The sequence below is a fragment of the Massilia sp. GER05 genome (assembly GCF_052056005.1).
In the GTDB taxonomy this organism is placed as follows: domain Bacteria; phylum Pseudomonadota; class Gammaproteobacteria; order Burkholderiales; family Burkholderiaceae_D; genus Telluria; species Telluria orientalis.
The window spans coordinates 2,488,837-2,504,153 of record NZ_CP178858.1 but is presented as its reverse complement, the minus strand read 5'-3'; the positions used below and the strand labels follow the sequence as shown (position 1 = coordinate 2,504,153).

14 protein-coding genes are annotated in these 15,317 nt (G+C 66.2%); 8 read left to right on the top strand and 6 right to left on the bottom strand.

Annotated elements, in window-relative coordinates; genetic code table 11:
* The first annotated feature begins 103 nt into the window (after positions 1–103).
* Complete coding sequence (locus ACL58G_RS11225) at positions 104–2,350, top strand: RelA/SpoT family protein (RefSeq protein WP_440966900.1); 2,247 nt, start codon at positions 104–106, stop codon at positions 2,348–2,350.
* Between the two features lie 153 nt (positions 2,351–2,503).
* Here the strand turns inward: ACL58G_RS11225 and ACL58G_RS11220 are convergent, their stop codons facing one another.
* The 4 genes from ACL58G_RS11220 to ACL58G_RS11205 form a co-directional block, all read right to left on the bottom strand.
* Positions 2,504–2,860, bottom strand: a complete 357-nt coding sequence (locus tag ACL58G_RS11220) for a hypothetical protein (RefSeq protein ID WP_440966898.1) — start codon at positions 2,858–2,860, stop codon at positions 2,504–2,506.
* Positions 2,861–3,031: 171 nt separating this feature from the next.
* Entirely contained in the window at positions 3,032–3,400 is a 369-nt protein-coding gene (locus ACL58G_RS11215; RefSeq protein ID WP_440966896.1) for a hypothetical protein, read from the bottom strand.
* Positions 3,387–5,249 carry a carbamoyltransferase family protein gene (locus tag ACL58G_RS11210; protein WP_440966894.1) on the bottom strand — a complete coding sequence of 621 codons (1,863 nt, stop codon included), beginning with the start codon at positions 5,247–5,249 and terminating at the stop codon, positions 3,387–3,389. Before ACL58G_RS11210 ends, ACL58G_RS11215 begins: the two co-directional genes overlap by 14 nt.
* A 9-nt stretch (positions 5,250–5,258) precedes the next feature.
* A complete protein-coding gene (locus tag ACL58G_RS11205; protein WP_440966892.1) occupies positions 5,259–6,275 on the bottom strand; it encodes an SGNH/GDSL hydrolase family protein in 1,017 nt (338 codons plus the stop codon).
* A gap of 433 nt (positions 6,276–6,708) precedes the next feature.
* Between ACL58G_RS11205 and ACL58G_RS11200 the strand changes: the two genes are divergently transcribed.
* Positions 6,709–7,299 (top strand): hypothetical protein, encoded by a 591-nt coding sequence (locus tag ACL58G_RS11200; protein ID WP_440966890.1) that lies wholly within the window; start codon positions 6,709–6,711, stop codon positions 7,297–7,299.
* A gap of 13 nt (positions 7,300–7,312) precedes the next feature.
* Here the strand turns inward: ACL58G_RS11200 and ACL58G_RS11195 are convergent, their stop codons facing one another.
* The gene (locus tag ACL58G_RS11195; RefSeq protein ID WP_440966888.1) at positions 7,313–7,975 is read right to left on the bottom strand and encodes a biliverdin-producing heme oxygenase; all 663 of its coding nucleotides are present in this window, start codon (positions 7,973–7,975) and stop codon (positions 7,313–7,315) included.
* Between the two features lie 76 nt (positions 7,976–8,051).
* A complete protein-coding gene (gene greB, locus ACL58G_RS11190) occupies positions 8,052–8,618 on the bottom strand; it encodes a transcription elongation factor GreB (RefSeq protein ID WP_413383343.1) in 567 nt (188 codons plus the stop codon).
* Between the two features lie 71 nt (positions 8,619–8,689).
* Here greB and ACL58G_RS11185 point away from each other — a divergent pair, with 71 nt between their 5' ends.
* The 6 genes from ACL58G_RS11185 (at position 8,690) to ACL58G_RS11160 (ending at position 15,300) form a co-directional block, all read left to right on the top strand.
* The gene (locus tag ACL58G_RS11185; protein ID WP_440966886.1) at positions 8,690–9,301 is read left to right on the top strand and encodes a hypothetical protein; all 612 of its coding nucleotides are present in this window, start codon (positions 8,690–8,692) and stop codon (positions 9,299–9,301) included.
* A 7-nt stretch (positions 9,302–9,308) separates the two neighbouring features.
* Positions 9,309–10,787 carry a PAS domain-containing sensor histidine kinase gene (locus ACL58G_RS11180; protein WP_440966884.1) on the top strand — a complete coding sequence of 493 codons (1,479 nt, stop codon included), beginning with the start codon at positions 9,309–9,311 and terminating at the stop codon, positions 10,785–10,787.
* Positions 10,784–11,431, top strand: coding sequence for a response regulator (locus ACL58G_RS11175; protein ID WP_413383337.1), 648 nt, complete (start codon positions 10,784–10,786; stop codon positions 11,429–11,431). Before ACL58G_RS11180 ends, ACL58G_RS11175 begins: the two co-directional genes overlap by 4 nt.
* A 121-nt stretch (positions 11,432–11,552) precedes the next feature.
* Entirely contained in the window at positions 11,553–13,130 is a 1,578-nt protein-coding gene (locus ACL58G_RS11170) for a GGDEF domain-containing protein (protein WP_440966882.1), read from the top strand.
* 251 nt (positions 13,131–13,381) lie between these two features.
* On the top strand, positions 13,382–14,860 hold the full coding sequence (locus ACL58G_RS11165) for a flagellin N-terminal helical domain-containing protein (protein WP_440966880.1): 1,479 nt from the start codon (positions 13,382–13,384) through the stop codon (positions 14,858–14,860).
* Positions 14,861–14,946: 86 nt separating this feature from the next.
* Positions 14,947–15,300 (top strand): flagellar protein FlaG, encoded by a 354-nt coding sequence (locus tag ACL58G_RS11160; protein ID WP_440966878.1) that lies wholly within the window; start codon positions 14,947–14,949, stop codon positions 15,298–15,300.
* The last annotated feature ends 17 nt before the right edge of the window (positions 15,301–15,317 follow it).

The window sequence follows — 15,317 nt, the reverse complement described above, 5'->3', positions numbered from 1 at the left end:
TTGGGGTCGGAGCCCGAATTTATCGGGTGGGCTCTGACCTCGACTGATCCCAGCCCGTGATTCTGTTATGCTGTTTCCATACTGCGGCTGATTGTCATTACGTATGAGCTTATCCTCACCGGACTCCCTCCACTCGGGCACCAACAACAAGGCGGGCCGGCCCGGCCGGCCGGCCAACAAACCGCAGGAAGCCGAACCGGCGCCCGCTCCCGGCGTCGCGTCGATCACGCACCTGGCCGGCAAGCTGGCCGAATACCTCACCCCCGTCGAACTCAAGCGCGTCAAGGAAGCCTACCGCTTCTCGGACGAGATGCACCTCGGCCAGGTCCGCAAGTCGGGAGAGCCGTACATCTCGCACCCGATCGCCGTGGCCGAGATCTGCGCCGACTGGAAGCTGGACGCCCAGGCGATCATGGCCGCGCTGCTGCACGACGTGATCGAGGACCAGGACGTCAAGAAAGAGGAACTGCTGGAGCGCTTCGGCCCGCAGGTCGCCGACCTCGTCGACGGCCTGTCGAAGCTGGAAAAGATCGAGTTCCAGAGCGTCGTCGAAGCGCAGGCGGAAAACTTCCGCAAGATGCTGCTGGCGATGGCGTCGGACGTGCGCGTCATCCTGATCAAGCTCGCCGACCGCCTGCACAATATGCGCACGCTGGGCGTGATGGCGCCGGCCAAGAAACGCCGCATCGCGGGCGAGACGATGGAAGTCTACGTCCCGATCGCGCACCGCCTCGGCCTGAACGACATCTACCGCGAACTGCAGGACCTGTCGTTCTCGCACCTGTACCCGCTGCGCTACCGCACGCTGTCGAAGGCGATCAAGGCCGCGCGCGGCAACCGCCGCGAAGTGGTCAGGAAGATTCTCGACGCCGTCAAGAACCAGCTGTCCGCCGCCGGCCTGCCGGCCGAAGTCTACGGCCGCGAAAAGACCCTGTACGGCATCTATAAAAAGATGCGCAGCAAGCACCTGTCGTTCTCGCAGGTGCTGGATGTGTACGGCTTCCGCGTCGTCGTCGACACGGTCCCGAACTGCTACGTGGCGCTCGGCGCCCTGCACGCGCTGTACAAGCCCATGCCCGGCAAGTTCAAGGACTACATCGCGATCCGCAAGATCAACGGCTACCAGTCGCTGCACACCACCCTGATCGGCCCGTACGGCACCCCGGTCGAATTCCAGATCCGCACCCAGGAAATGCACCGCACGGCGGAATCCGGCGTGGCCGCGCACTGGCTGTACAAGACGGGCGACCAGAACATGACCGACCTGCAGCAGCGCACCCACGCGTGGCTGCAGTCGCTGCTCGACATCCAGCAGCAGACGGGCGACTCCGCCGAATTCCTCGAGCACGTGAAGGTCGACCTGTTCCCGGACTCCGTCTACGTGTTCACGCCCAAGTCGAAGATCATCGCCCTGCCGCGCGGCGCGACGCCGCTGGACTTCGCCTACAGCATCCACACCGGCATCGGCGACCACACCGTGGGCGTGAAGATCAACCACGAACCCGCATCGCTGCGCACGGAACTGCACAACGGCGACATCGTCGAGATCGAGACCGATCCCGACTCGCGCCCCAGCCCGACGTGGCTGAGCTTTGTCCGCACGGGCAAGGCGCGTTCGGCGATCCGCCACCACCTGCGCACCATCAACCTGAACGAATCCGTCGAACTGGGCCAGGAACTGCTGGGTCAGGCGCTAGGCCAGCTGGGCATCAAGACCGAACTTCTGCCTTCGATGATCGAACGCCTGCTGGCGGAATCGTCGGCCAAGTCGATGGACGAGGTCTACGCCGACATCGGCATCGGCAAGCGCATGCCCGCACTCGTGGCGCGCCACATCGTGAGCCTGCTGGGCGGCGATGTCGCGTCCGTCCCCGCGCAGCCGAGCCACGGCGCCGAGCTGGATCCGGTGACGATCTACGGCAGCGAAGGCGTGGCCGTGCAGCTGGCACCGTGCTGCCAACCGATCCCGGGCGACCACATCATCGGCCAGCTGCGCCGCGACCAGGGCCTCGTCGTGCACACGGCCGACTGCTCGCAGGCGAACCGCCTGCGCCTGAAGGAACCTGACCGCTGGATTCCGGTCCAGTGGGGCAGCGAACTGAACCGCCGTTTCGACTGCCGCATCCGCCTGCTGATCAACAACGAAAAGGGCATCCTGGCCCGCGTCGCCGCCGAGATCGGCGAGTCCGACGCCAACATCACGTATGTCGGCATGGACGAGGACGACGAACACATGCTGACCCAGCTGCGCTTCACGATCCAGGTCAAGGATCGCGTGCACCTGGCGCACCTGATCCGCAACCTGCGCCGCGTGGCCGGCGTCAACCGCGTGGAACGCGAGCGGGCGTAATTCCCGGACGCGTTACGCCGGCGGACCGCGCACGTCACGCGTGGGCACGTTCGTATGCGAGGCCCCCGGCCTCACATACCCCACCCAACGGCTGGCAACTTGCGTAGGGTGGGCTCCCCGAGCCCACGATGCGTACCCCTGAGGCCTCGGCTTTTACGACGGCAGCGTACAGCGGAACCCGACGTACGCCCGCTCCGCCTGCGGCCGCCCGTCGACGACGGTAAAGATCCCCGCCCCTTCCCGCGACGACCAGCTGCCGCCGCGCGCCAGTGCCCTGCCCCACCAGCTGCGGCGCGCCCGCGGCCACCAGCCCATCCCCTGCCGCATCGGCGCGCCGGGCGCCGTCGCCAGGGTGGGCGAGCCTGTCGGGAACGTGCGCGCGACGATGCCTTCCGCGTTGCCCTGCACGTCGTCGAACACCCAGCTGAACGCATTGCCCGCCGCATCAATGATGCGCTCGCCGTTCGACAGCACGAACCAGCGCCGCTCGAGCGGATCGGGCGATGCCATGCAAGCCGCCTGGGGGGCGTGGCAGCGGCCAGCCAGCGCGCCACGGCGAAGGCCGGGACCTCGACGCCGCCGGGCAGCGTGGTGGCCGGCACGGCGATAAAGCCTGGCGGCAGCGCTTGCGCCAGCGCCACGGCCGCCATATCCACATCGAGGTTGCCCATACGCCGCTACTCAGAACATCTGGTAGACATAGGGCGACAGTTCCGCCTGCGGCCGCGCCGCCACGTACAGCGCATGCAGGGCCCGCGCCGCCTCGGCCACCTGCGGCGCATGCGCGGCGAGCTCCGGATGCCCGTGCGCGCGCCAGTGCGCCGCGAGGCGCGCGCCGAATCCCTCGGCGTCCAGGCATGACGGTACGATGAAATCGTCGAAGTCCATCGTCGTGTGCGTGCGCTGCGTGTAATAGCTGGCGAGGCGCGGATTCGGGCCCAGCGGGAACGGTGCCTGGCCGGGCGCGCAGTGGGCGGTCAGGGCATCGAACAGCGGGGCCGAAAGGGTACGCAACCCCGCTCGCAGTGCCTTGTCGTCAATCGAGCTCATAGGTCTTCCTCCAGTCTTCGTCATCCGGCAACGGCGGCTGCTCGCGGCGCCACAGCACGACGTCTTCCAGCACCAGCAAATCCATCTCCGTGCGCATGAAGCAGCGGTACGCGTCCTGCGGGCTGCACACGATCGGCTCGCCCCGCACGTTGAACGACGTGTTCACGAGCAGCGGACAGCCCGTCAGCTTTTCGAACGCTTCGATCAGGGCGCGGAACTCGGGGTGGCTGTCCCTGTCGACCGTCTGGATCCTCGCCGAGTAATCGACGTGCGTGACGGCCGGGACGTCGCTGCGCGACTGGTTGATGACCGCCATCATGTCGTCGTCGCCCGCATCGAATGCCCGCATCTCCATCGGCCGGCGGCGCGTCGCGTTCACCGGCGCCACCATCAGCATGTACGGGCTGTCGCCGTCGAAGTCGAAGTACTCGGCGCAGCGCTCGCGCAGCACGGCCGGGGCGAACGGGCGGAACGATTCGCGGAACTTGATTTTCAGGTTCATCGTCGCCTGCGTGCGCGGGTTGCGCGGGTCGCCGAGGATCGATCGGGCGCCCAGCGCGCGCGGCCCGAATTCCATCCGCCCCGACAGCCAGCCGACGATCCTGCCCGCCGCCAGCGCCTCCGCGACGAGGGCCAGACGTTCTTCTCGGTGCTCGATGCGCCGGTACGGATATCCCTTGCGGTCGAGGAAGGCGAGGATTTCCTCGCTCGAATAGCGGGGCCCGAGGTAGCTGCCGCGCTGGGCGTCGCCCGCCCCGTCCGTGCGCCGGCGCGGGGCCTCGAACGCCATGTGGTGCGCCAGCAGGGCCGCGCCGAGCGCGCCGCCCGCGTCGCCCGCGGCCGGCTGGATCCAGATATCGTCGAAGATCCCGGCCGCGGCCAGCTTGCCGTTGGCGACGCAGTTCAGCGCCACGCCGCCCGCCAGCACGAGGTTGCGCTCCCCGCTCAGGCGGCGCAGGTGGCGCGCCGTCCTGAGCACGATCTCTTCGGTCACCTGCTGGATGCTGGCCGCGAGGTCCATCTCGCGCCGCGTGATCGGCGTCTCGGGCTGGCGCGCCGGGCCGTCGAACAGGTCGGCGAAACGCGGACCGGGCATCGCCATGCCGTCCAGCCAGCCGAAGTAATTCATATCCAGCCGGTACGAGCCGTCGGTCCGGACGTCGATCAGGTGTTCGCGGATCCGGCCGGCGTAGCGCGGCCGGCCGTAAGGCGCCAGCCCCATCAGCTTGTACTCGCCGGAATTGACCTTGAAGCCGCAGAAGCTCGTGAACGCGCTGTACAGCAGCCCCAGGGAATGCGGATAGTCGATCTCGGCGAACAGTTCCAGTTTCCGGCCGTGGCCCGTGCCGAGGGTGGTCGTGGCCCATTCGCCGACGCCGTCGATCGTGAGCACGGCGGCGCTGTCGAACGGCGCCGGATAGAAGGCACTGGCGGCGTGTGCCATGTGGTGCTCGGCGAACAGCACGCGGCCGGCGCGCCCGGGCGTGCCGAGCGTCTGGCGCACGTGCTCGTTCACCCAGATCTTGTCGCCCAATACCGCGCCCGCGGCCTGGACGAACAGGTCGCGCGCGCCCGCGGCATCGCCGTGCCGGGCGCCGGCGCAGGCGTTCTGCACGACGCGGTCGAACGTCAGCAGCGGATTGTCGTAGAAGACGATCGCATCGAGGTCGGCCGCATCGACGAAGCCTTCTTCGAGACAGTAATTGATGGCGTTGACGGGAAACGACGGGTCGTGCTTGCGGCGCGTGAAACGCTCTTCCTGCGCGGCCGCGACGATCTCGCCGTCGTGCACCAGCGCCGCCGCCGCGTCATGGTAATAGCCGGCGATGCCCAGGATGGTCTTGCCCATGTCGCCTCCTCAGCTGGCGCGGGCCAGGCCTGCGCCCAGCATGTCCGCGATGACGGGCTGGAGCGAACGCGCGAGCGCGTCGTGGCCGGCCGGCGTGAAATGGATGTCCTTGTCCCAGCGCAGCCGGCGCCGCGTGGCGGGCGCGATGCGCAGCAGGTCGGGCAGCGGGTCGTGCAGGCGGCAGCCGACGTCGGCGGCCAGTTCCGCGAAGCGGGCCTGGTAAGGCGCGGCATCGCACGTTTCGTCGAGGTGCTGCGGCAACGGCAGCGGCATCAGCAGGACGGGCCCGTCGAGCGCCCGGATCCACTGCGCCAGGATCGCGCGCATCAGGCACCAGGCCGGGCTGGCGGGCGAGTCGTAGTGCGGCAGCGGCTGGTATTGCGTGAGGTGCTGGACCATGTCGCGCATGCCCAGCTTCGTCACCATCCTGCGCAGCATGAGGAAGCGTCCTCCGTGGTCCACGGCGGCGGCCTGCGCGGCGTCCAGCTCGTGTTCCTCGTACGGTTCGCGCCGCGGCGGCACCTGGCACAGCTGCAGCGTGCCGTTCTCGATCCGGAAATACGGCTTGGCATACAGGCGCTCGACGCCGTGCTCGTCGTGGTGCGGACGGAATTGTGCGGCAACGCGCCGGATGTTTTCGACGAAGACGGCGATCACGACGAGGTCGTGCTCGATGTCGCGGGCGAATTCGCGCCAGATGAGGTATTGCTGGTCGGTCCCCGTCGACGACAGGCCGAAGTTGTAGACCTCGACGGGCGGCGTGCCGGCGCCGGGCAGCCGCGCTTCCAGCAGCTCGGTATAGCGCTGGCGGTTGGGCACGGCATCGCCCGCCGTGAACGAATCGCCGAACACGAGGACCCGCCGGTGCCCGGGCGTACGTGCCCGCACGAAGGGGCGGTCGGCGCGGAATCCCTGTTCGTTGACCTGGATGAGATATCCGCCGCCTTCATGCGGGATCCGCACCCGCAGACGGGGAATGTAGCGATAGCCGACGACAGGGTGATATTCGTAAAGTTGCCTCATCATTTCCTCATTTTCTTTTCGGATCGAAATAATGATGCGTTATTTAAATATGAGGATTTTTATGCAACCTCAACTTTCCGGATTCTATGCATTTACTTTCTATCGACATATTAATTCTTGGGAATTATTTAACCCCGGAAACCCAGATACACACTATTGGCGTGGCACAAACAGAAACAGGACGCGATCCCGCATATTCAATCGGCCGAACCATCGTACCGAGGCGTAGAAAAAGACGTTTCGATTTGGAAAATTATTATTGGAAACGGAAATGAGCATGCGGCCACCGATCGCTGAACACAGTGCGTTATTGATCCGATACCTTATGGTTTTTCTGATCGGCTATTTCTTATTGACTGTTCACGCCGGCGCGGAGAGCCATAAAAAAGCGGACGCGGCCGATCCCGTACCGCAAATTGAACCCGGAAAAGCCAAATTGGTCGATCTGGCATCGCTGCCGCCGCAATTACGGCGCGCGGTCGACGACGAAATGAGGCGCCTGCGCGCGGGCGACGGCGTACTTTACGGCGACATGACGTCCGAGGAAGCGCATGACCTGGAAAGCGCCGACGGGCGGGCGCTGCCGCCGGATGGCGCGCTGGATCGCTTCATTGCGCATGCAACAGTGCCGCCTGCGGATGTCGCGGCCAGCGATCTCGCCGGCTACACGCTGGTGGGCGTGGTGCCCGAGGGACCGGGCCTGGACGGCCCATGGAGCAGCGTGAAGCGCGTGTACCGGCGTCCCGACGGTGTGCTCGTCATGCTGCACGAGTGGGCCTACGTGGCCGAAGGCGGCGGCGTCCTCGGCGTGCGCGAGCTGATGAATGCCTCCGTGCGGCACGGCACTGCCCGCTGCCCGGCCCAGTTCGCGATCCGGCGCGCGCCGACGGGCCAGACCGTCTCCGAGCTGCGCTGGTTCACGGATGCCAAGGTCTTCACGCTGAGCGTGGCACAGGACGTGCTCGCCGACGGCGGCAAGGACCACGGCAAGGCGTGGATGCTGCGGCTGGCCGAAGCCATCGAATGAGCGTCCAGGCGGCTCAGGCAGTGCCGGCGCGTGCCGGCGGCGGTTCCGCCGGGGCTGGCGGCAATGCCGGATGCGCACGCCCGGTACGCGGATCGGCGCGCAGCCCCAGGATCCAGTCGAAGGCCGCGCACGCGCCGGCGCAGGCGTCCGCGATCTCGCCCGGCGTACGCACGCTGGCGCGCAGTGCCTGCATGAAGACGCGCCAGCGGGGGCCGGGGCCGGCGTCGTCGCCCTTCAGGTAGCGCAGCCCGTGCGGCGCCAGGCGTTCGCGCAGGCGCTCGTACAACACGGCACCGCCCAGTTGCGAGCCTTCGATGACGTAGTGCACGCCCCAGCGGTAGGCGAGGCTGGCCGTTGCCGGCCAGGCGGCGCCGTCCGCGCCGGTGCCGGCCGGCGTGGTCGACAACGCATGCCCCGCCTCGGCGAGATCGGCGTCGATCCGGGCCAGGCGTGTTGCGTGTTCGAATGGCGGGCCATCCGCGAATCCGGCCAGCCAGGCGTGCAGGGGCACGAGCCAGGTCCGCAACAGGACCAGGTGGGCGATGTAGTCGTGCAGGGAGGCGCCGGGAGCGCCGATCGGCAGGCCGGCATCGAGGGCCGCGTGGCGGGTGGCGGTGGCCGCGCGCAGGGCGGCCAGCGGATCGGCTTCGGACGCAACGTCGGTGGAACGGGTCATGGGATGCGGGAAGCAGAAACCGCCATCTTATCAGCGGCGGCACCATCGCGCCGCGCGCCGCGTGCCACCAGCCGGATCAGTCCGCGACAGGCTCCGGGTACTCGACGCTCAGGATTTCCAGCTCGTCATTGCCTTGCGGCGTATGCAATGTGACGACGTCGCCTTCGCGCGCCTTGGTCAGTGCGCGCGCCACCGGCGAGACCCAGCTGATCTTGCCTTTCAGCGGGTCCAGTTCGTCGATGCCGACGATGGTGACGGTATGCTCGTCGCCCGCCTTGTTGACATAGGTGACGGTGGCGCCGAAGAACACCTGGTCGTTGCCGTAGTGGACGGACGGGTCCACGACGAAGGCGGAATCCAGGCGCTTGGTGAGGAAGCGGATGCGCCGGTCGATTTCGCGCAGGCGGCGCTTGCCGTAGATGTAGTCGCCGTTTTCCGAGCGGTCGCCATTGGACGCGGCCCAGTGCACGACGCGCACGACTTCCGGACGGTCGACGTCGATCAGCTGCAGCAGCTCGTCCTTGATGGCCTTGTGGCCGGCCGGGGTGATGTAGTTCTTGGATCCGGCGGGTATCGCCTGGGCGAGCGCCAGGGCCTCGTCATCGTCGTCGTTATCGGACTCTTTTACAAATGCCTTGTTCATGCGTCTATTGTAGCGCCTTCGACAACGCGCGCGCGCCCCTGTGCCGTTCTCGTTTCCCGTATCATGAGGCCATGACACGAGCCCTTCCACGCAGCCGGATGTTCGCGTCGCTGGTGTACCTGGCGGCCGTGGTGTTGCTCGTCGAGGAATGGTGCTGGGATACCGGCATGCGCCTCACGCGGGCGCTCGCGCGCTGGCCGGCGCTGGGGGCGCTGGAAGCCCGCGTGCGCACCCTGCCGCCGTACGCCGCCCTGTGCGCCTTCGTGCTGCCCGGCTTGTTGCTGTTTCCGGTCAAGCTGCTGGCCCTGCTCGCGATCGCCCATGGCCACGCGTTGTCCGGCATCGCGACCATCGTGGTGGCGAAGGTGGGCGGCGCGGCCGTCGTGGCGCGGATCTATGTGCTGACCCTGCCGACCTTGCTGGCGGTCGGCTGGTTCGCGCGCTGCCACGGCTGGTTCATGGGCGCCAAGACCCGTTGCCTCGACTACTGGCGCACGAGCCACGCGTGCCACCTGGCCAGCCGGGCGGCGCGCGGCCTGCGGCTCGGCTACCGGCGCCTGCTGCGCCGGCTGCGCGCAAGGCCGGCCGACGCAGGTAGCCGCCATGCCAGCCGCCTCGTGCGGGTGCTGCGCCGGTTCGTGGTCCAATGGCGTGCACGCCGGCGCCAACCGACAGACCAATGACATGACCATGAGCCCGGACACCTCGACCCCTGCCCCCGTCCTTGCGCCCGCGATGCAGGCGTCCACCACGGAAATCTATCTGTTCGACGCCGACACGCTGCGCCTCGTCGACGTCAACCAGGCCGCGCGCCGCAACCTCGGCCATGAGCTCAAGGCCTTGTGCGGCATGACGCCGCTCGACCTGGCGCCCCAGCTCGACCGCGGCGAACTCGTTGCGCTCATCGGCTCGCTGGGCCAGGAGATCGGCGACCAGGTCAGCCTGCGCACACGCCATCGTCGCGCCGACGGGACCACGTATCCGATCAAGCTGTGCTTCCTGCGCGTCGTACGCGACGGCCGGTCGCTGATCGTCGCGATCGGCGACGACCTGTCGCTGGAACTGGCGGCCGGCATGGCGCTCGAGCAATACCAGGCGCGCTTCAACGCCGTCGTCAACCACACGCCCGGGCTCGTCTACCAGTTCGTGCTGCATGCGGACGGCACGATGGCGTACCCGTATTTGAGCGAGGGGTGCACGGCGCTGCTGGGCCTGTCGGTGTCGGAACTGCAACAGGACCCCGAGCGCTTCTTGGGCCTGATCCTGCCGGAGGACCGCAAGGGTTACCAGGATGCGATGGAGGCGTCGAGGACGGCGCTGGCCGCGTGGAACTGGGAAGGCCGCATCTGCGTGGAGGCGTGGAACGACGTCAAATGGATCAGCCTGCGCGCGACGCCCCTGCCGCTGGACGGTGGCGGTGTCCAGTGGGACGGCATCATGACCAACATCACCGCGAGCAAGCTGGAGCAGGAAGAAACCCGGCGGTCGCGCGCGCGGCTGGCCGAGCTGACGGACCACATCCAGCAGGTCAAGGAACAGGAACGGGCCCGCATCGCGCGCGAGATCCACGACGACCTGGGCGGCAATCTCACCGCGATCAAGATGGCGCTGTCGATGCTTGCGGCGCGCCTGCCGGACGATCCGGCCCTGCGCGACAAGGCGGATTACCTGGACGACCTCGTCGACCGCACGATCGAGGCCGTGCACCGCATCTCGCTGGACCTGCGTCCCAGCACGCTCGACCTGGGCCTCGTCGCCGCACTCGAGTGGCAGGCGCGCGAATTCGAAAAGCAGATGGGCATCGCCTGCGTGTTCCGCAGCGCCGACAAGGAAATCGACCTCGATCCGGACCAGGCGACCGCGCTGTTCCGCATCTTCCAGGAAGCGCTGACGAATATCGCGAAACACGCGGACGCCACGCGCGTGACGGTCAGCCTGCGCCGCCAGCGCCAGCACCTGACGCTCGGCATCTGCGATAATGGCCGCGGCATCACGCCCGCCGACCGCCTGAAGCCCCAGTCGTTCGGCCTGCGCGGCATGAGCGAACGCGCCCGGGCGCTGGGCGGCACGCTCAACCTGTCGCAGGCACCTGGAGGCGGCACGATGGTCGTCGTCAAGATCAGGCTGGCCGCCCCCGCGGCCGGACGCAGCGAAACCACCCGAGCATGACAGAAAAAGCCAGCATCCGCGTTTTTATTGCAGACGACCACGCCATCGTGCGTGAAGGCCTGAAACAAATCCTCGCCGAACAGCGCGACATCGTTGTCGCGGGCGAAGCCGAGACCGGCCTCGACGCCGTCAAGCTGTTCCGCAAATCGCGCTGCAACGTGGTGCTGCTCGACATCTCCCTGCCCGACCGCAACGGCATCGAAGTGCTCAAGCAGATCAAGGGCGAACAACCGGACCTGGCCGTGCTGATGCTGTCCATGCACCGCGAAGACCAGTACGCGATCCGCTCGCTGAAGGCGGGCGCGGCCGGGTATCTGACCAAGCAGAGCGCGCCGAAGGAACTCGTCAACGCGATCCGCCAGGTGGCCGGCGGCCAGCGCTACGTCAGCGCGCAACTGGCCCAGGTGCTGGCGGCCCAGCTCGGCGAGAACCACGACGCGCCCGTGCACGAAGCGCTGTCCGACCGCGAATACCAGACCCTCACCATGATCGCCTCCGGCAAGACCGTCAGCGAGATCGCGCGCGAACTCTCGTTGTCGGTGAAGACGATCAGCGAGTACCGCTCGCGCCTGCTGGCCAAGATGAAACTCAAGACCAGTGCCGAACTGACCCACTACGCCATCCGCAACCAGCTCATTGACTGATTTGCGCTTCGTCAATACAGTCGTAAAGACTGAGTGGTAATTCCGCGTTTTATCCGCGATTTGATTTTTTGGCAGCGGCTTACCATGACGACAATAAGAATTCCATATTGCAACGTCCAAAATGTCCAGTCCACCACGCCCGCCGGGGATTCCCGGCCTGAACCCGGCGGAAATTGCGCGCGAAGCGTTCCGCCGGCTCGCCACGCGGCGCATCGCGCCGACGCCGGACGCCTACCGCGAGATCTATAACGAGATCGCCGGCGTCGACGTCCTGCCGCCACCGTCCCCACCCGCAGACCCGGGCGCGGAAAACGTGTTGTCCGGCTTCGCCCACAGGCTGGCCGACACGCCCGGCGAGCTGGCCGAGTTCGGCGCCCGCTTCAACCGCGCCGTCAAGCAGCGCGACTGGGACGGCTATGCGCGCACGCTGTCCCAGTTGGCCGAGAAACACCTGCGCCGCCACACGCACCCCGCGCTGTCGCTGGGCGTGGAGAACGGCGAAGCCAAGCTGCTGCGCGACCTGCTCAGCCGCACGCTGACGTTCGCCGTCGCGTCGCTGCTGGCGGGCACGCCGAACCTGTCGGGCGAAGCGGAATCGCTGGGCGCCGCCGTCAAGGCCGCGCACAGCGAGGAAGCGCTGCAGGAAATCGCGACGCGCCTGAAAGACCTGTGCTACCAGATCGAACTGAAGAGCGGCGACACGGCCGAACAGCAGGAACTGCTGCTGCGCCTGTTTAAGCTGCTGCTGGAAAACGTATCCGAACTGCTGGACGACGACAGCTGGATGCGCGGCCAGATCGCCGCCGTGCAGGACCTGATCGCCGGTCCGCTCGACCACCGCGCGCTGGAAGACGCCACGCGCAGCCTGAAGGATGTCATCTACAAGCAGGGGCAGCTGAAGCACGGCATCGCGGACGTCAAGGCGACCGTCAAGAACATGATGATGACGTTCATCGACCGCCTCGGTTCCGTGGCGGCCTCGACGGGCGATTTCCACGAAAAGATCGGCGGCTTTTCCGAGCGCATCCGCGGTGCCAGCAATATCGAGGAACTCAACGTGGTGCTGGAAGAAGTGCTGCGCGAAACGAAGATCGTGCAGGCCGAGGCGATGGCCTCGCGCGACCGCATGCTGGCCGCGCACCAGGAGGTGCAGGAAGCGGAGGCGCGCATCAAGGATCTGGAAGCGAAGCTGCAGCACATGAGCGAACTGGTGCGCGAGGACCAGTTGACGGGCAGTCTCAACCGGCGCGGCCTGGACGACGTGTTCGAGCGCGAAAGCGCGCGCGCCGACCGCCGCGGCACGCCGCTGTGCGTGGCCCTGCTCGACCTGGACAATTTCAAGAAGCTCAACGACACCTACGGCCACCTCGCGGGCGACAACGCCCTGCGCCACCTCGTGAAGGTCGTGCGGGACACGTTGCGCTCGATGGACGTGATCGCCCGCTTCGGCGGCGAGGAATTCCTCATCCTGTTGCCAGAAACGAATGTCGAAGCGGCATCGGCCGCGATGGTGCGGGTGCAGCGCGAGCTGACGAAGCATTTCTTCCTGCACGACAACGAGAAGATGCTGATCACGTTCTCGTGCGGCGTCGCGCTGCGCCATCCGAACGAGGAGCAGACCAGCCTGATGGCGCGCGCGGACAAGGCCATGTACCAGGCCAAGCATAGCGGCAAGAACCGCGTGGTGGTGGCTGACTGACAAGCCCGGCCACGGAAAAATAAATTTTTTTTTGCCCTAAAGTTCCCGAATTCGTCGCCGCCAAGGCAGGCCCGCTTCCGGCGGCGACACAAAAATGTCGATTTTTTTCGCTCTCGCCCTCTAAACTTTTTCCGTAGAGCACCGTTACCTGCATCAACAGCGGTTTGAATGTCACAGAACAGCGTGGCAGACCAAAGTGATCATGAGTGGCACGTCGCCACACCCTGCAAGACCAAGTCTGGAGAGACACCATGTCGTCCGTTATCAATACCAACGTTGCATCCCTGAACGCTCAGCGTAACCTGTCCACCTCGCAATCTTCGCTCAACACCTCGATCCAGCGCCTGTCGTCGGGCCTGCGCATCAACAGCGCCAAAGACGATGCCGCCGGTCTGGCAATTTCGGACCGTATGAATTCGCAGATCCGTGGCATGAACCAGGCGACCCGCAACGCGAACGACGGCGTGTCGATGGCCCAGACGGCCGAAGGCGCCCTGTCGAGCTCGGGCGACATGCTGCAGCGTATCCGCGAACTGGCCGTGCAATCCTCGAACTCCTCGAACTCGGCCAGCGACCGCAAAGCCCTGCAGACCGAGGTGACGCAACTGACCTCGGAACTGAACCGCATCGCCGGCACCACCGAATTCAACGGCACCAAGCTGCTGGATGGCTCGATGGGCACCGCGAACTTCCAGGTCGGCGCGAACGCCAACCAGCTGATCTCGATGACCGGCGCGAATTTCACCACGTCGACCTACGGCGACAACCGCCTCGCCAACGACGCACCGAAACCCACCGCCGATGGCACCTATACCGGCGGCGCGCTGACCGTCAACGGTTTCCAGGGTTCGACAGACGTCACCATCAACGACAACGACAGCTCGAAAGCCGTGGCTGCCAGCATCAACGCCAAGAGCGGCGAGACCGGCGTCACCGCGAGCGCCAAGACGAATGCCATGCTGGGCGTGGCGCAAGACAAGGCGTACACGATCAAGCTGAACTCGGACAACTCGACCGATGCCGTCACGATCTCGTTCTCGACCGGCAAGGCGGGCTCCGGCAACAAACTGAGCGCCGACGACGCCGCATCGGCCATCAGCGCCTTCAACGCGCAGACCGCCAAGACGGGCGTGACCGCATCGTTCGATGCCACCAACAACGCCATCAAGCTGACCAACGCCAACGGCGAGAACATCAAGCTGGACAACGAATCGGCCACCGGCAACACGGTCGACGTGGCGAACTACAAGGCGGACGGCACTGCCGACATCGCCAACAAGATGACCATCGACAACGCCGCCACGAGCGTCGTCCAGGGCCAGATCACGCTGGATTCGGAGCAGAGCTTCTCGATCAAGGACGCCAGCCAACTGTCACTGGACAGCGCCGGTGCCGCCGGCTCGTCGAAGCTGAACGCGGTCGCGAACATCGACGTCAGCACGTTCGACGGCGCCCAGCTGGCGATCAAGATCGCCGACGCGGCCCTGTCCTCGGTGAACAACCAGCGCGCACAACTGGGCGCACTGCAGTCGCGCTTCGGCTCGGCAATCTCGAACCTGCAATCGTCGACCGAGAACCTGTCGGCATCGCGCAGCCGCATCGTCGACACCGACTTCGCTTCGGAAACCGCGAACATGACCCGCGGCCAGATCCTGCAGCAGGCAGGTACCTCGATGCTGGCCCAGGCCAACTCGCTGCCGAACGGTGTCCTGTCGCTGCTGCGTGGCTAATCAGTCGCAATAAGCCCCCGATAGCGGTGTACAGTGATTCCTCGGCTGAAGTAATTCAGCCGGGGAATTTTTGCTAGGGAATGATCATGAACATTCAACCAGTGGCTTCATCCGCCCCGCCTCGCGTGGACGACCGCCCGACCCAACCGGCGCCGTCGGCCGGTGCGACGGGCGCGACCAGCACGGGCAAGCCGGCCGAAGGCGTCAAGCCGTCGCACGAGGACGTATCGGCCGCAGTCAAGAAGATGAACGATGCGATGCTGGGTTCGTCGCAGAGCCTGCAATTCTCGATCGACGAAGACAGCAAGGACATCGTCGTCAAGGTGATCGACCAGAACACCAAGGAAGTCGTGCGCCAGATCCCTTCCAAGGAAGCGCTGCAGATCGCCAAATCGATCGACAAGATGCAGCAGGGTCTGCTCATCAACCAGACTGCCTGATCGTTCGTTGCATGCTC